The sequence below is a fragment of the Fulvimarina manganoxydans genome (assembly GCF_900176465.1).
GTDB classification, from domain to species: domain Bacteria; phylum Pseudomonadota; class Alphaproteobacteria; order Rhizobiales; family Rhizobiaceae; genus Fulvimarina; species Fulvimarina manganoxydans.
In genome coordinates, this window is the sequence record NZ_FWXR01000001.1 from 218,163 (window position 1) to 234,863 (window position 16,701).

Annotated in this window: 13 protein-coding genes, 1 other RNA gene and 1 pseudogene; 4 read left to right on the plus strand and 11 right to left on the minus strand. The window is 62.9% G+C overall.

Features of this window, described 5'->3' with window-relative positions:
- Positions 1-2: 2 nt before the first annotated feature.
- The 5 genes from B9A15_RS01025 to B9A15_RS01045 form a co-directional block, all read right to left on the minus strand.
- Positions 3-1,238, minus strand: a complete 1,236-nt coding sequence (locus B9A15_RS01025; RefSeq protein WP_084408059.1) for an ABC transporter permease — start codon at positions 1,236-1,238, stop codon at positions 3-5.
- A 2-nt stretch (positions 1,239-1,240) separates the two neighbouring features.
- Positions 1,241-2,368: a microcin C ABC transporter permease YejB gene (locus tag B9A15_RS01030; RefSeq protein ID WP_084408060.1), complete on the minus strand. Its 1,128-nt coding sequence runs from the start codon at positions 2,366-2,368 to the stop codon at positions 1,241-1,243.
- 181 nt (positions 2,369-2,549) lie between these two features.
- Positions 2,550-4,430: an extracellular solute-binding protein gene (locus B9A15_RS01035; RefSeq protein ID WP_084408062.1), complete on the minus strand. Its 1,881-nt coding sequence runs from the start codon at positions 4,428-4,430 to the stop codon at positions 2,550-2,552.
- Positions 4,430-6,370, minus strand: coding sequence for an extracellular solute-binding protein (locus B9A15_RS01040; protein WP_244556749.1), 1,941 nt, complete (start codon positions 6,368-6,370; stop codon positions 4,430-4,432). Before B9A15_RS01040 ends, B9A15_RS01035 begins: the two co-directional genes overlap by 1 nt.
- 249 nt (positions 6,371-6,619) lie before the next feature.
- Entirely contained in the window at positions 6,620-7,858 is a 1,239-nt protein-coding gene (locus B9A15_RS01045; protein ID WP_084408063.1) for a c-type cytochrome, read from the minus strand.
- Positions 7,859-8,061: 203 nt separating this feature from the next.
- On the opposite strand from B9A15_RS01045, the gene B9A15_RS01050 reads away from it, so the two are divergent.
- Together B9A15_RS01050 and B9A15_RS01055 are read left to right on the plus strand one after the other, a co-directional pair.
- Positions 8,062-8,790 (plus strand): 3-deoxy-manno-octulosonate cytidylyltransferase, encoded by a 729-nt coding sequence (locus B9A15_RS01050; RefSeq protein ID WP_084408065.1) that lies wholly within the window; start codon positions 8,062-8,064, stop codon positions 8,788-8,790.
- A gap of 3 nt (positions 8,791-8,793) precedes the next feature.
- A complete protein-coding gene (locus B9A15_RS01055; RefSeq protein WP_084408067.1) occupies positions 8,794-9,789 on the plus strand; it encodes a prephenate dehydratase in 996 nt (331 codons plus the stop codon).
- 66 nt (positions 9,790-9,855) lie between these two features.
- Here B9A15_RS01055 and B9A15_RS01060 read toward each other — a convergent pair whose 3' ends face one another.
- Positions 9,856-11,073 carry an ABC transporter substrate-binding protein gene (locus B9A15_RS01060; protein ID WP_084408069.1) on the minus strand — a complete coding sequence of 406 codons (1,218 nt, stop codon included), beginning with the start codon at positions 11,071-11,073 and terminating at the stop codon, positions 9,856-9,858.
- A 198-nt stretch (positions 11,074-11,271) separates the two neighbouring features.
- On the opposite strand from B9A15_RS01060, the gene B9A15_RS01065 reads away from it, so the two are divergent.
- Complete coding sequence (locus B9A15_RS01065; protein ID WP_084408071.1) at positions 11,272-12,027, plus strand: SDR family NAD(P)-dependent oxidoreductase; 756 nt, start codon at positions 11,272-11,274, stop codon at positions 12,025-12,027.
- A gap of 16 nt (positions 12,028-12,043) precedes the next feature.
- Here the strand turns inward: B9A15_RS01065 and recR are convergent, their stop codons facing one another.
- The 5 genes and pseudogenes from recR to ffs form a co-directional block, all read right to left on the minus strand.
- Positions 12,044-12,649, minus strand: a complete 606-nt coding sequence (recR, locus tag B9A15_RS01070; protein WP_084408073.1) for a recombination mediator RecR — start codon at positions 12,647-12,649, stop codon at positions 12,044-12,046.
- Between the two features lie 530 nt (positions 12,650-13,179).
- A complete protein-coding gene (locus tag B9A15_RS01075; protein ID WP_084408075.1) occupies positions 13,180-13,503 on the minus strand; it encodes a YbaB/EbfC family nucleoid-associated protein in 324 nt (107 codons plus the stop codon).
- 6 nt (positions 13,504-13,509) lie between these two features.
- On the minus strand, positions 13,510-14,145 hold the full coding sequence (locus tag B9A15_RS23710) for a hypothetical protein (RefSeq protein WP_139798163.1): 636 nt from the start codon (positions 14,143-14,145) through the stop codon (positions 13,510-13,512).
- 282 nt (positions 14,146-14,427) lie between these two features.
- Positions 14,428-15,807 (minus strand): annotated as a pseudogene (locus B9A15_RS23715) (DNA polymerase III subunit gamma/tau); the annotation flags it as partial.
- Positions 15,808-16,050: 243 nt separating this feature from the next.
- Positions 16,051-16,148: signal recognition particle sRNA small type (gene ffs / locus B9A15_RS01085), an RNA gene on the minus strand.
- Between the two features lie 112 nt (positions 16,149-16,260).
- Here ffs and B9A15_RS01090 point away from each other — a divergent pair.
- The gene (locus B9A15_RS01090; RefSeq protein WP_084408078.1) at positions 16,261-16,683 is read left to right on the plus strand and encodes an HIT domain-containing protein; all 423 of its coding nucleotides are present in this window, start codon (positions 16,261-16,263) and stop codon (positions 16,681-16,683) included.
- Positions 16,684-16,701 lie beyond the last annotated feature (18 nt).

Here is a 16,701-nt window from a genome sequence, read left to right on the forward strand (position 1 = left end):
CATCACCCGAAACTCTTCCTCGGATCGAAGGCGTCGCGCACGGCCTCGCCGACGAACACCAGGAGTGACAGCATCAGGCTTATCACGAAGAAGCCGGAAAAGCCGAGCCAGGGCGCCTGGAGGTTGTTCTTGCCCTGAGCCAGAAGCTCGCCCAGCGAGGGCGAGCCGGGCGGCAGGCCGAAGCCGAGAAAGTCGAGCGAGGTCAAGGTGGTGATCGAGCCGTTCAGGATGAAGGGCAGGAAGGTGAGCGTCGCCACCATCGCATTGGGCAGAAGATGACGCCACATGATGGTGAGGTCGCCGACACCCAAGGCGCGAGCCGCGCTCACATATTCGAAATTGCGCGCCCTCAGGAACTCGGCCCGGACGACGCCCACAAAAGCGACCCAGGAGAAGAGCAGCATGATGCCGAGCAGGATCCAGAACCCTGGGGGCAGGATCGCGGCGACGATTAGGAGGAGATAGAGGACGGGGATCGAGGACCAGATCTCGATGAAGCGCTGGAAGATGAGGTCGGTCCAGCCGCCGAAATAGCCCTGCACGGCGCCGGCCGCGACCCCGATCACGGCCGATGCCGCCGTCAGGACGAGGCCGAACAGAACCGAGATGCGGAAGCCGTAGATGAGCCTCGCCATGACGTCGCGGGCCTGATCGTCCGTCCCGAGCCAGTTCATATTGCCGAAGGTGCAGTTCTTGTCGTTCACCCCGTCGGGATAGCGGGCGCAGGCCTCTTCGTCGGTGAGAAGCCATGACGGCGGCGAGGGAGCCGGCGACGGGATCTCGTTGTTGACGGTCTGATAGGAATAGCGGATCGGCGGCCAGATCATCCAGCCATTGGCCTCGATCTCGTCCTGGACGAAAGGATCGCGATAATTGGTGACCGGCAGAAAGCCGCCAAAGACCTCTTCGGGGTAGTCGACGAAGACCGGATAGTAGAATTCGCCCTTGTAATCGACGAGGAGCGGCCGGTCATTGGCGATGAATTCGGCAAAGAGCGTCACCACGAAGAGGATGGCGAAGATCCAAAGAGACCAGTAACCGCGCCGATTGGCCTTGAAATTCTGCCAGCGGCGGCGATTGAGCGGCGACAGGCGAGGGCGCTTCACCTCGCCCGGGGCCGGGGCCTCCTGGGCGATGCCGCTCGTTTCCTCACGCGCGATCTCGGCGGCTCGGGCCTCGGGATTCGTCCCGGTGTGGTGCGGATCGTTCTTGAGGCGATCTTTCAGGGCGTCATCCATGATCAGACCTCACGGCTTTCGAAATCGATGCGCGGATCGATCCAAGTATAGGTGAGATCGGAGATGAGCGTCGCCACGAGGCCGATGAGCGAGAAGATGTAGAGCGTGCCGAAGACCACGGGATAGTCTCTGCGATAGATCGATTCGAAGCCGAGCAGGCCGAGCCCATCGAGGGAGAAGATCGTTTCGATGAGCAGCGAGCCGGAAAAGAAGGCCGAGATGAAGGCACCCGGAAAGCCGGCCACGATAATCAGCATGGAATTGCGAAAGACATGGCCATAGAGCACCCGGCGCTCGGTGAGGCCCTTGGCCCGCGCCGTCGTCACATATTGCTTGCGGATCTCGTCGAGAAAGGAATTCTTGGTGAGCAGCGTCGTCGTCGCGAAGGCCGAGAGCGACAAGGCGATCAGCGGCAGAGTGAGGTGCCAGAAATAGTCGGGGATCGTCTGGGTCACGCAACGCGGCAGATCGGCGGAGGCCGACCAGAGTGCGCACCAGTCGCCGCGCACGCCGTCGGACAACAGCCCGCGCAAGGGGAACCAGTCGAAGAAGGAGCCGCCGGCGAAAAGGACGATGAGGAGAACGGCGAAGAGAAAGCCGGGGATCGCATAAGCGACGATGACGATGCCCGAGGTCCAGATGTCGAAGGTCGAGCCGTCCTTCAGGGCTTTTCGAATGCCGAGCGGGATCGAGATCAGATAGGACAGAAGCGTGATCCAGAGCCCGAGCGAGATCGAGACTGGCATCTTTTCCAGGATCAGGTCCCAGACGGAGATCGAGCGGAAATAGCTCTCGCCGAAGTCGAAGCGCGCATAATTCCAGAGCATCAGGCCGAAGCGTTCCAGAGGCGGCTTGTCGAAGCCGAATTGCTGTTCCAGCCGGGCGATGAATTCCGGGTCTAGCCCCTGCGCACCGCGATAGGAGGAACTGTCGCCTCCGCCACCCGAGCCGAAGTCGCCTCCACCGCCCGAAACCCGGTCCGTGGCACTGCCGGCATCGCCCTGAAGCGTCGCGATCACCTGTTCGACCGGGCCGCCGGGCGCGAATTGGACGACGATGAAGGAGATGGCCATGATGCCGACAAGGGTCGGGATCATCAAAAGCAGTCGGCGAAGAATATAGGCGCCCATAAGGGGATCGCTTCTCCAGTCTCGATGACGGTCCGAACGACGAACCCACTGCGTTGGGACGTCGGTCCCGACCTCTCCTACGCTGTTATGGCCCTCGACCGAAAGGCGAATTCTCGCGGGCGCTCAAAGAGCGGGCCGGGACGCCGCCCGATCGGTCGGCATCCTCCGGCCAGCCGCTTGCTCAGGCCTTGCCGATCGCTCGAGCCTTTTCTTCGTCGAACCACCAAAGGCTTTCGACCGGCCAAGCATAGTCGGGTTTGGTCTCGCGATGGCCGAACATGTCCCAGAACGCCGCGCGATGGACACCAGCATTGATGTTGGGCAGCCAGTCAAGGCGCCAGCGCAGGACGCGGTCGAGGGCTCGCATGAGTGTGACGAGGTCTTCGCGGGAGGTGACGGTGGTGACCTTCTCGATCAAGGCGTCGACGGCTTCGCTTCGCATGCCGGGATAATTGTAGGCGCCTGACCGATCTGCGGAATCAGAACCGAAAAAGAGCGACAGGCCTTCGCGGGTGGGCGTCGCGACCATTCCGAAGGCCGCGAGGATCATGTCGAAATCGAAGTCGTTGACCCGTCTTTGATATTGAGCCGCATCGACCATGCGGATCGAGGCATCGACGCCGATGGCCCTCAAGGTTTCCATGAACTTGGCATAGACGCGCTGCTGTTCGGCGCCATAGGTGAGATATTCGAGGCGGAACTGCTCGCCCGCCTCGTTCTGCATCCGATTGCCGGAGAGCCGCCAACCGGCTTCACCAAAGAGACGGACCGCCTCGCGCAAGACCTTTCGGTCGCGCCCCGAGCCGTCGCTCACCGGCTGGACCCAGACGGGGCCGAACACTTCGTCTGGAACCTGTCCCCGGAGAGGTTCGAGCAAGGCGAGCTCCGCCGCGCTGGGCTCACCCTTCGCGACGAATTCCGAGCCCTCGAAGGGCGAATTGGAGTGGTTACGAAGGCCGAAGAGAAGGTTCTCATTCGTCCATTCGAAATCGAAGCACATATTGATGGCGTGACGGACGGACGCATGGGCGAAACGCTCGCGCCGCTGGTTCAAGGCCCAGCACTGAAAGCCGGGCCGTTTCTCGTCCGGAAATTCTTCCAGCTTGACGGCGCCCCGCTGGACCGCCGGAAAGGCGTATTCCGTCGCCCAGTCCTTGGTTGTGAACTCCTCACGAAAATGAATGAGCCCCTTCTTGAAGGCCTCGAGTGCCGGCTGGCGATCGCGAAAGAAGTCGATCCTGAGCGTTTTGAAGTGATTGAGGCCTTTGGCAAAGGGAAGATTCTTTGCCCAATAGTCCTCGCGCCGCTCATATTCGATGAATTTGTTGAAGTCGTATAGGCCGATGGCAAAGGGGCCGGAGCCGGGTATCGCTTCGGAGGACACCGTTGCCAGATCCTTGTCGGCGAAGAAAGCCGCCGGCAGGATCGGCATGCCGAGCGCCGACAGGGCGTCCTGGTAATTCTGCCGTTCGGACATGATGATACGCACCGTCCGGTCGTTCTCGGCCGCCACGCTCACGACATTGCGCAAGACGACGACAAGGCTCGGGTGCCCCTTCTCCTTGAGCGTCTCATAAGAGAAGACGACATCTGCCGCGGTGATGGGTTCACCGGTCGCAAAGCGTGCTTCAGGCCGAAGGATGAAGGTGAAACCATGCCGATCGGGTGACAGCGTGACACTCTCGGCCACCGCGCAATAGAGCGAGTCCGGCTCGTCCAACGAGGATATCACGAGGGCGTCGTAGAGCGACTCCATGCGCGGCGGTGCATTGCCTTGCAGAACGAAGGTGTTCAGTGTGTCGAAGGTGATCGGCGACTGGTTCAGCACCCAATTGGGCACAGAGAAGTTCAGCTGCCCGCCCTGCGGCGCGTCCGGCGTCGCGTAGTCGAAATGGGTGAAGTCCGGGCCGTATTTCAGCTCGCCAAAGGCCGAGAGGCCGTGAAGGGGCGTGCCGGTCGGAACATTGGCAAGCGCATCGCGCAAGGGGAGGGCGGACGCTGCGGCCGCGCCGAGCACGAGCTGGCCGAAACGGCGGCGGGTCAAATGGGTCAGCGCGGTCATCAGTTGGTCGATGCCCCTTCAGCCGTCTCCGCATCCCGCGTCCACCAGGAGAAGGGGTCGAGCCCGGCATAGTCGGGATGATCGTCCGGCATCTGCAGTTTGTCCCAATAGGCGATCCAGTCTTCCGCTTTGTACCATTGGGGGACGACGTAATATTCCCATTGAAGAACACGATCGAGCGCGCGGGTCGCCGCCACGAGGTCTTCGCGAGTCTTGGCATAGACGATGTCGTCGATGAGTTGATCGATCGCCGGGTTCTTGATGCCGGAAAAATTGCGGCTTCCCGGCGAGTCGGCGGCCTGAGACGACCAGAAGTCCCGTTGCTCGTTGCCCGGCGACATGGACTGCGGATACATCTTCATCCCGATCATCTCGAAATCGAAATTGCGCATGCGTTCGGTGAACTGGTTGGAATCGACGATGCGGATGTTCGTCGTGATGCCGAGACGTTGCAGATCGCGCGCATAGGGTTCGAGGACTCGGGAGTCGGTCGGATCGTCTCCGAGCATTTCGATCGAGAAGGGCTCACCGGTCTCGGCATTGACGAGTTTGGTGCCCCGGCGCTCATAGCCGGCTTCCTTGAAGAGCTCGAAAGCTTGCCGCAGATAATTGCGTGCAGCGGCCGGGTCCGAATAGTCCGGCAGGGTGAATTCCTCGGTGAAGACCTCCTCGGGGATTTTACCGCGCAACGGTTCGAGGAACTTCAATTCGCCTTTGTTCGGAAGGCCCTTGGCAGCGAGCTCGCTATTCTGGAAGTAGCTCTGCTGACGCTCGTATAGGCCGTAGAACAGAGTCCGGTTCATCTCCTGGAAGTTATAGATGAGCGTCAGCGCCTCGCGCACCCGCCGGTCCTGAAATTTTGGCAAGCGCAGATTGATCACATAGGCCTGCATGGAGACGACATTGCCGTCCGGCACCGTCATCTGCTTGACCTGGCCGCTTTTTACAGCCGGAAAATCATATTCGGTCGCCCAACGCCGCGAAATGTTCTCGACCCGGTAGTCGTCGATCCCGCCCTTCTTGAAGGCTTCCCAAGCCGCGTTCTGATCGCGGAAATAGGTGAAGTTCAGGGTGCCGTAATTATAGCGGCCGACCCGCGTCGGCTGGTCCCAGCCCCAATAGTCCGGCACCCGCTCCCAGGTGATCGAGGCGCCAGGCTGGAAAATCTTGATCTTGTAGGGCCCGGAGCCGAGCGGTGGCTCCAGCGTCGGCTGCGTGATGTCGCGTGGCTTTCCGCTGGCGTCCGTGCCCTCCCAATAATGCTTGGGCAGAATGGTGAGATCGCCGATGATATGCGGCAGTTCTCGATTGCCGGTCTGGTCAAAGGTGAAGGTCACCTCCCGCTCGCCGGTCTTCTCCGCCTTTTCCACATTGCGGTAATAGGCGTTCCACTGGGGATGCAGCTCCTTCAGCCGGTTGAAGCTCCAGATCACGTCCTCAACTGTGATCGGCTCCCCATCGTGCCATTTTGCATTCGGGTTCAGCCGGTAGGTCGCGGAGGAATAGTCGGCCGGATAGCGCATCGCCTCGGCGATCATGCCGTGGGAGGTCGAGGGCTCGTCCGGCGATTGCTCGAACAGCGTGTCATAAAGATAGCCACCGCCGAAATTCGGAAGACCCGCGGCCGGCGTGCCGCGCACGATGAAGGGATTGAAGCTGTCGAAGGATCCGAGGGCCGCCGAGTTCAGCGTTCCGCCCACCGGCGCATCCGGATTGACGTAATCATAGTGCTCGAAGCCGTCCTGATATTTGGAATCGCCAATCAGCGACTTGGTGCTGAGCCACTCCTGTGCATGCGGCGTTTCGCTCGACGATGCTTCGGTAGCTGTCGCCTTATCCTCCTGGGCAAAGCTCGGTTGGCAACCGAGGAGGCAGAAGCCGAAGGCGGACAGGACAAGGCGGCGGGTCAGGCGAAAACCGGTGGACGGCGTCGACGGCAAGGGCGACCTCCTGGACAAGGTTTCGATCGTCAATTCGTTAAGCGTCACCGAACCTTATGTCGTCTTCGTGGTCCGGATGTCACGTGACGAAACTGTCATTTTGTCCAGCCCTCGGACGAGTTGCACGCAGTAAGAGCGCTCCGCAATTTTCTTGGAGTGCGTCGCGCATTCGGTGGCCTTCGTCCAAACGAACGAAAACCCCGGCGCACGGGCACCGGGGTTTCCTGAAATCGATCAAGCGAGCCCAGATCAGTTGCCCGACTTGGAGCCGTCCTCGCCGAACTGAGCCAAATAGGCGATGACGTTCTGAATGTCTTCCTCGCTCTTCAGGCCCGGGAAGGACATCTTGGTGGAGGGCACGACCGCTTTCGGGTTCTCCAGCCAGGCGGTCAGCTCTTCGACGGTCCAGGTGGGATGCTCGGCAGCATAGTCCTTCAGGCCTTGGCTGAAATTGTAGCCTTCGACCTGGGCGATCGGCTCGCCGACAATGCCGTTCAGCTCCGGTCCGATCTTGTTGGCGGCGCCTTCGCCCACCGCATGGCAGGCCTTGCAGCGGTTGAAGACCTTCTCGCCAGCCGCCGGATCGCCGGTGATGGCGGCCGGGGTCGCAGCGGCGGTCTCGGTCTCGCCGGCCGGTTCACTATTGGCGGCACCAGCCGCAGCTGCGCCCTGTTCGCCGGAGGCGCTCGTGTCGCCGCCCGTCGGGGCCGCAGGCGCATTCTCTTCCTGGATTTGAGCGGCCGGTGGGTTCGGACGGGTCTCTTCGCTCATGACCGGTGCCGTCTCCTGGCCGGGCATCGCAGCCGCGGTCTCGGTGTCGGTCGTGCCCGGCGCCTGAGCGTTGGTCTGGTCCTCGGGGTTCGACGGGTTGGTCTCGGTGCCCGGCGCCTCGACGCTCTCACCTTCGGTCGCAGCGGTTTCCTCGGCGGCGGGCGCCTCGGGCAGCGGAGCCGGGTTGGCGGCGAGCGACCGCAGATAGGCGATCGTATCGGCGCGGTCGGCGGAGTCCTTGATGCCGGCAAAGCCCATCTTGGTGCCGGAGATGTAGCCCTTGGGGTTCTCGAGGAAGTGGTCGAGATGCTCGTAGTCCCAGACCACGGAGCCGCCTTCGGAGAAGTCGGTCATCGCCTGCGAATAGTCGAAGCCGGCATGGGACGCGATCGGACGATTCACGACCTCCCAGAGGCCCGGTCCGATCTTGTTCTCGCCGCTTTCGGCGGCCGAGTGACAGGCCGAGCACTTCTTGAAATCGGTCGCGCCAGCCTCGGCGCTGGCCGTCTGGAGCCGCGCGGCGATCGGCGCCACGGTCTCCTCGGCAGCTCCGCCGCCATCGCCGCCTTCTTCCGGTTCGGCAACCGCGACCTCGTAGCCCGGCGTCTCGGGGGCTTCCGAGTGGAAGATTCCCTCGGCGACGAGGCTACCGCCGAACATCAGGAAGACGACGCCCAAACCGGCGCCTACGATCTTGTTGGCCTCGAGCGAATTCATTGGCGGGACGACCCTCATCATCATGAAGCCGGCCGGGCGCCGGCGTCCGCAAAATTGCGCGGACCGTAGGTGTTTTGCGTGTTCAGGGCAACAGCGGTAAGAGGCGCTGCGGCTCGGACCTTTTGTCACCACGAGCGCTCGTCATCAAGCGGCGAAAGTCGAACATTTCCAAATTATCCTGCCTCGCAGTATCGGTGCCTTTCATGACTTGCCTTGTTCTCATCCCTGCCCGGATTGGCTCGACACGCTTGCCACGCAAGGCTTTGGCCCCGATTGCCGGGCGGCCGATGATCGTTTGCGTCGCCGAACGCGCGGCGGCTGCGGCGATCGGTCGTGTCGCGGTGGCAACCGATTCGAACGAGATCGCCGAGGCGGTTTCAAAGGCTGGTTATGAAGCCGTGATGACGAGCGAGGCCCATCAGTCCGGCTCCGACCGCATCCACGAGGCGCTCGGAAAGCTCGATCCGGGCGGCGCGGTCGAGACGATCGTCAATCTTCAGGGCGATCTGCCCACCATCGAGCCCGACGCCGTCCATCAGGTGCTTCGCCCCTTCGAGGACCCCGGTTGCGACATCGCGACCCTCGGCGTCGAGATCGCAGACGAGAGCGAGAAGACCAATCCGAATGTGGTGAAGATCGTCGGCTCGCCGATCGCCGAGACGCGGCTTAGAGCCCTCTACTTTACCCGCGCCACGGCCCCTTATGGCGAGGGGCCGCTTTTCCATCACGTCGGCATCTATGCCTATCGCCGCCAAAGCCTCGAACGCTTTGTCTCGATGCCACCCTCTGTTCTGGAGACCCGCGAGCGCCTCGAACAGCTGCGCGCGCTCGAAGCCGGCATGCGTATCGATGCCGAGATCGTCTCGACTGTGCCGCTCGGGGTCGATGCCCCGGAAGACCTCGAAAAAGCCCGCCGCATTCTGGAAGCCTGACCGATGACCGACACCGTGACCACCCATCCAGCCGCCGACGAACGCCGCCCGATGATCGCCTTCCAGGGCGAGCCCGGCGCCAATTCCGACATGGCGGTGCGCGCCGTCTTCGGCGAGGCCTATGACGCGCTGCCCTGTCCGTCCTTCGACGATGCCTTCGCGGCGCTGAAGAACGGCGTTGCCGAGCATGAGGGTGAGATGCGCCGCGTCGAGCGGGCGATGATCCCGATCGAGAATACGCTGGCGGGGCGCGTCGCCGACATTCATCTGCTGATGCCCGATTCGGGACTTCAGATCGTCGGCGAATATTTCATGCCGATCCATTTTCAACTGATGGTGCTGCCGGGCGTGACCCGCGACGAGATTCGCAGCGTTCATAGCCATATCCACGCCCTTGGCCAGTGCCGTAAATATATCCGGTCGAATGGCTGGAAGCCGCAGGTCGCCGGCGATACGGCGGGCGCCGCCCGAGAGGTGTCCGAAAGCCGTGATCGCAGCCGCGCCGCGCTCGCCCCGCGCTTGGCCGCCGATTATTACGGGCTCGACATTTTGGAGGAGGATGTGGAGGACGCGGCGAACAACGTCACGCGCTTCGTCATTCTCGCCAATCCCGACCAGCAGGCTTTCGCCGATCCCGAGGAGCGGCGATTGAGCCTTTGGGCAGCGCGCGAGCCCTCCATCGGAGAGGATGGTCGCAGCTATCTGTCACGCGATACGGTGACGACCTTCGTCTTCCGGGTCCGCAACATTCCGGCCGCGCTCTATAAGGCGCTGGGCGGCTTTGCGACCAACGGCATCAATATGACGAAGCTGGAGAGCTACCAGCTCGGCGGCTCCTTTGCCGCGACCCTCTTTTATGCCGATGTGGAAGGTCATCCCCACGATCCGGCGCTGGCAAGGGCGCTGGAGGAGCTGCGCTTCTTCTCGGCCGAGTTCCGCAATCTCGGCGTCTATCGGGCCTCGAGCGACCGGCAGATGCTGCTTCTGCCGGCCGAATAGGTCGAAGTCTCAAGGGGTAAGGCGGGAAGGGCGCGTGATCTGGCGAGGCACGCATCCCCCTTCGCCTCAACTGCCGTAGCGCTTCAGCCATTCCTCTTCGATGCGGGTCATCCAGGAGGCGTGCGGCTCGGGAAGAACCGGGCCGAGTTCGCCCGGGGCGAGCGTCGCGACGCCCCGGTCGATCGCCTCGAAGGCCGCCCGATCTTCCGCCGGGAGCTTGTTCATCGCAAGAACGGTCGGATCACCCCAGATGGCAGGATCCTCCTTGCGCAACTGCGCCTCTGGCGAGATCAGAAAGTTCGCGACGACCATCGCGCCTTCCTTCGAGCCGGAATTATAGGGAATGGCCACGAAATGGGTGTTGCCCAGCGTGCCGCCCGAAAAGGTGAAGGAGCGGACCGTGTCCGGCATTTCGCCATTGGCGATGCCTGACGAAGCTTCGGCCGGGTTGAAGGCGAAGATGATGCCGAGCTCGCCATCGGCCAGAAGCTGCTTCATGGCGGGGTAGTTCTGCGGATAGTCGCGGCCCGAGCGCCAGAGGACCGGGTCGAGCTGATCGAGATAGGCCCAGAGCGGCGCCGTGACCTCCGCGAAATTCGCCTCGTCGACGGGTTTCTGCAGGACGCTCGGGTCGGCCGTCGTTTCGATCAGGATCTGCTTCAGGAAGCTCGACCCGATGAAATCGGGCGGAGCGGGATAGGAGAATCGGCCGGGATGAGCCTTGGCCCATTCCAGCAGCTCATCGGCCGAATCCGGCATGGTGTCGAGGGACCCGAATTTGGCGGGATCGGTGAAGAAGACGAGTTTGGCGCCGCCCCAGGGGCTCTCCTGGCCGTTGGTGGGTTGGGTGAAATCGGTTGTCACGCTCGGATTGTCGGTGTCCACATAGCGCCAGTTCGGCAGCTTGGTGGCAAATCCGTCCGACAGAAGGCTTTGCTCCTGCATCGAAACGAAATTCTCGCCATTGATCCAGATGAGATCGATGCCACCATCTTCGTCCTTCCCGGCCGCCTTTTCGGCGACGACCTGGGCAACCGCATTGGCGGTGTCGTCGAGCTTCACATGGTCCAGCGTTACGCCGTAGCGCTCCTTCACTTCGCCCGCGACCCATTCGATATAATCATTGATGTTCTGCGAGCCGCCCCAAGCGTTGAAATAGACGGTCTGGCCGTCCGCCGCTTTTACGACCGCGTCCCAGTCGGAGGCGTTCGGGGTCTCGGCTCCCGCGGCCAGCGGAGTCGCCGCCAATACCGCGCCCGCCAAAATCGCCGTCAGTCGTCGCATCCTGGATCCTCTTGCTTTGTGCCTAGACTGTTGTCGGCGCCGAACCGGCACCGCTCATGTGACAGTGTTTGCGGCTCGCAGTGTCAAAGGCAACCGGATAGGCTATGACCGGGCCGGCGGATGACCTTGAAGTGATCCTGCCTCGGCGATCGCCGCCAGACGGCCGGCGATGCCACACCCGAACGGAGACGCCAAGAAATGTCGGAAACCGCCCGAGACGACCGCAAGACGCTGGTCCTCACCGGTGCCTCGCGCGGCATCGGTCATGCGACCGTCAAGCGCTTCTCCCGCGAAGGCTGGCGGGTGATCACCTGTTCGCGCCAGGAATTTGCCGATAACTGCCCGTGGCCGGCTGGCCCGGAAGACCACATCCGCGTCGATCTGTCCGACCCGGAGGATGTGGGATACGCCATTTCCGAGATCCGCCGCCGTCTGGAAGCGAATGGCTCGACCCTCAACGCTCTCGTCAACAATGCGGGCATTTCGCCGAAGGGTGAGAACGGCACACGGCTCGATTCGATTCGCACGCCGATGCATGTCTGGCGCGACGTCTTCCAGGTGAATTTCTTTGCCCCGATCATGCTGGCGCGCGGCCTCATCAAGGAGCTTCAGGCGGGCAAGGGCTCGATCGTCAATGTCACCTCGATCGCTGGAAGCCGCGTCCATCCCTTTGCCGGCACCGCCTATGCCACGTCGAAATCGGCGCTGAACTCGCTCACCCGTGAGATGGCGGCCGATTTCGGCCCCGCCGGCATCCGGGTGAATGCCATCGCGCCGGGCGAGATCGAAACGGCAATCCTCTCGCCAGGCACGGAAAAGATGGTCGAGAACATTCCCCTGCGCCGCCTCGGACAGACATCGGAAGTCGCCGACGTCATCTATTTCCTCTGCTCGTCGAACTCGACCTATGTCACCGGCGCCGAACTCCACATTAATGGTGGCCAGCACGTTTGAGCGTTGGATCGGCGCTCTATAAGGCGGTGCGCGAGCGCATGGCGGCAGCGAGCGTCCCGTCGTCGAGATAATCGAGCTCGCCGCCGACCGGAACGCCATGGGCGAGGCGCGTCGCCTTCACCTCGAGGCCGGAGAGCTGGTCCATGAGATAATGGGCGGTGGTCTGGCCTTCGACCGTCGCATTGACCGCGATCACCAGTTCCTTGACCCCGCCTCGGCTGACCCGCTCAACCAGCTGGCGGATCGTCAGATCTTCGGGGCCGACGCCTTCGAGGGGCGACAGGACGCCGCCGAGAACATGATAGGCGGCATTCAGCGCCTGGGCGCGTTCCAGCGCCCAAAGGTCGGCCACGTCCTCCACCACCACGACCACCGACTGATCGCGCGTAGGATCGCGGCAGATGGTGCAGGGATCACTCGTGTCGATATTGCCGCAGACCGAGCACTCGCCGACCTTTTCCAGCGCATCGGCCATGGCGGCGGTCAGCGGGCGCAGGATCTGTTCCCGCTTCTTGACCAGCTGAAGCGCGGCGCGCCGCGCCGAGCGGGGACCAAGACCGGGAAGCTTGGCGAGCAGCTGAATGAGACGCTCGATTTCCGGTCCTGCGATTGTCTTGGCCATGGGGTCTCGGACGATTCTTGAGCACTAGAGCGCCGGGCGAAAAAGTGGATACCGGTTTTTCGACAACCCGGCGCGTTATCAAAGAGTTGTAGGGCGTCGGGCGATCTTGGTTTATCGCCCGACGCTCTAGGACCAGATGGCGGTCTCCGGGCTGGGATTGTCAGGGCGCTTTTTGATGATGGGGGAGGCGTGAAACCCCTCATATCCTGGTCGGCAATCGGCGTCCTTTAAGAATAGAGTCGGCAGGTCCCACATCCCGCAGCCGTCATTCTCGGCCCCCGTGCCGAGAATCCAGGCGTGGTGCTTTAGGAACAGCTCAACGCTGCCACCCGTCACCGACTAGGTATTTACGAGCGCCGCCCTGGATTCTCGGGACAAGCCCGAGAATGACGATGCTTCAATGAGCGAGACCTCTTCGGGGCTGTCGTTGCCGCCAAGCAAGGCGGCGGACAGAACGCTCAAGCCGGACATTACGCGTCTCGAAAAATCGTCGCCCATGCACCGAATTCGACTCTGAACGCGCTCGCCCCTTAGAACGGAAACTTCATTCCGGCCGGCAGATTGAGACCGGCGGTCAGGGCTTGCGTCTTCTCCTGCATGGCGAGTTCCAGCTTGCCCTTGGCGTCGTTGTGGGCCGCGACGACGAGATCTTCCAGGATGTCGCCTTCGTCCGATTTGATCAAAGACGGGTCGATGGACAGGCTCGTCATTTCGCCCTTGCCGGACAAGGTGACGGTGACGAGGCCGCCGCCCGACTGGCCGCTCGCCGTCAGCTCGGCCATCTCTTCCTGCAGCCCGGCCATCTTTTCCTGCATGGCCTTGGCCTGCTTCATCATGTTCATAAGGTCTTTCATCGGGCTCTAGAACTCCAGGTCAAAATCGTCGTCCCCATCCTGCGGCTCGTCGTCGAGATCGGCGAAGGGGCGTTCATCGAACCGGATATCGTCGTCCGACAGGCTCTCGTCCAGGGGGGCTGATGCCTCCATCGCGTCCAATGTGTCACCACCGGTGACGAATTCCGCCGCCGTCTCGCTCACCTCCGCCTCGCCCTTCAAGCGGACATCGGCGATCTTGGCGCCGGGAAAGGCTTCGAGGATCGCGGCAACGGCCGGGTCCTTGGCTGCATCGCTCAACAGGGCGCGGCGTTTGGCGATCCGCTCTTCCTCGAGCGTCGGGGTCTTGGCGTCGCTGACAAGCGTGATGACCCAGCGCTCGCCCGTCCAGTCATGGAGGCGCTTGGTCAGCTCGCTGACGAGCGGCGAGGGCGCTTCGTCGACGAGGCCGATCTCCAGGCGGCGCGCTTCCATCTTCACCGGGCGGATATAGCGGCGCAGCCAGGCTTCGAGCCGCGAATCGCGCTTGTCCTTAGCGAGCGCGACGAGGGCCAGAAAGCTCGTGATCTCGACGGCGGGGCCTGTCTGCCTCTGGGGCTGGGTGCCTGGCGACAGAGGGCTCGGATCGCCGGCAATGGTCAGTGACAGCGGCTTGGAGCGCATGCGCGCGACCGGAGCCGAGACGGCAGCCGCGACCGGGCGGTTGTTCGCCGATGTGGCCTCGCTTTCGGCTTCGGTCTCGATTTTGGTCTCGGCGATAGCGATCGGGCGTTCGTCCGCCGGTGTCGAAGCGGGAACAGGGGCAGCGGCTGCGGACCCCAGATCGGAACGCTCGGGCTCTGTTTGAGAACGGGCCGCCACTTCAGCAAGCTTTTCGGCCGCCGCTCTTCCGGACGTAGCTGATGGGGCGTCTTCGATGGCGTCCGCCTTCGTCCCCGTGTCGGCGGTCTCGGCCTTCGCAGCAGGCACGGGCGAGGGGGACGCCGCTGAACGCGCTGCCTCCGGCGCGTTCATATTATCCGGCATCGCACGCGCCTTGGGCGCAAAGGCAGGCTCGGGCTTCGCCGAGCTCGCCGTCGCGCTCGTTGCGGACCCTCCCGCGCCCGAATTTGGCGTCGAGCTGCTCGGTTCAGGCAGAGCCTCCGAGCCCTTGGTCTTCAGCAGCCGCAAAAGATCGTCGGGCGAGGGGAGGTCGGCCGCATGGGCGATGCGGATCAGAGCCATTTCGGCGGCCTGACGCGGCGAATCGGCGTTGCGGGTCTCGTCCAGCGCCTTCAATAGCATTTGCCACACCTGGCCGAGGGTGCGGATCGACAGCGATTGGGAAAAGGCGAGGCCGCGCTCGGCCTCCTCCGGCGCGATCGCCGCGTCTTGCGCGGCTTCCGGCACATAGCGAAGCGTCGTGACCAGATGAGTGAAATCGGCGAGATCGGCGAGAACCACGGCGGGATCGGCGCCCGAGGCGTGCTGGTCGCGCAACTCCTTCAGGGCCGCCGAGGCATCGCCCTTCATCACCTGTTCGAAGAGATCGACCACCCGAACCCGGTCGGCAAGGCCAAGCATGTCGCGCACGGCCTTTGCGTCCACATGGCCCGCGCCATGGGCGATCGCCTGATCGGTCAGGGACAGGGAATCGCGCACCGAGCCCTCCGCCGCACGGGCGATCAGCCGCAGGGCGTCGTCGTCGATGCCGACCGCCTCCTTCTCCGCGATCCCCTTCAGATGGGCCATCAGCGTCGCCGAATCGACGCGTCTCAAGTCGAAACGCTGACAGCGCGACAGGACGGTGATCGGGACTTTGCGGATTTCGGTCGTCGCAAAGACGAATTTCACATGTTCGGGCGGCTCTTCGAGCGTTTTGAGCAGGCCGTTGAAGGCCTGGGTCGAGAGCATGTGGACTTCGTCGATGATATAGACCTTATAGCGCGCCGAAACCGGCCGATAACGCACCTGGGCGATGATCTCGCGAATGTCGTCGATGCCCGTATGGGAGGCCGCGTCCATCTCGACGACGTCCACATGGCGACCTTCCATAATCGCCTGACAATGAATGCCAGGCTCTTCCATATGAATCGTCGGCTGGTGGATGGCGTCCGTCTCGTAATTCAGCGCGCGGGCGAGAATACGAGCCGTCGTCGTCTTGCCGACGCCGCGCACGCCCGTCAGCATCCAGGCCTGGGCGATGCGGCCGGTATCGAAGGCGTTTGTCAAGGTCCGGACCATCGGCTCCTGGCCGATGAGATCCTTGAAGGAATGAGGCCGATATTTGCGAGCAAGAACCCGGTAAGCGGCCTTTTCCTCGGTCTTGGTAGCGGTGTCGCTCATGCGCGCCCCTCCTGCGGCAGAGGCGGTCGGCGGATCGGGGCTGTCGAAGGAAGATCGGGCATCGCAAGCCTTGGCCGATGATGAGACGTGGTTTCGCATTCCGTTCTGCGGCGGAAGCGTGTCGGGCGCAACCCTTCGTGCCGAAGGGCAAAGCGCGCTTCGACCACCGCCGGGTGCCGCCATCCAGCAACTGCGCGCCTGATGCAAGCGCGCTTGCGAGACGCGAAAAAGATTGGGGAAAGGGTGGGAGGCTGGCACGGTGACCCGTGCCCGGCTCGTTGGGGCTGCTTCCTTCCGGACCTGACCCGGTTGGCGAGTGGCGACGTCCACCACCAACCTCCCGAGGCTCCATATGTTCGATCGGCGCCCTAATTGCAACCCGGGCGCCGACGTGTCGGCTGCGAAAGAGGCGGACACGATCGATGGACAGTTTCAGATCCGGGGAAGATACGCATGACGACGACGAGGCCGTTCGAGCTCGATCCACGCCTCAAGGCCGATACGCTCGCCATCACGAAGCTCGGCCTTTGCGAATTGCGATTGATGAACGATCGGCGATGGCCGTGGCTTCTGCTGGTCCCCCAGCGCGCCGGGGTCAGCGAATTCTTCGACCTCACGCCTCTCGACCAGACCATGCTGAGTTTCGAGGTCGGGCTGGTGGCAAAACCCTTCAAGGCATTGACCGGCTGCGATAAGCTCAACATCGCGACCATCGGCAATGTGGTCAGCCAGTTTCACTGCCATATCGTCGCCCGAAGCGACGGCGATCCCAACTGGCCGCGCCCCGTCTGGGGTTTCGGCTCGGTCGAACCTTACGAAACCGAAGCCGCCAAGGCTTTCATCGACGACATTTCCCGGGTGGTGATGCCCGTCTGAGCGCCCCTGTTCGAATGC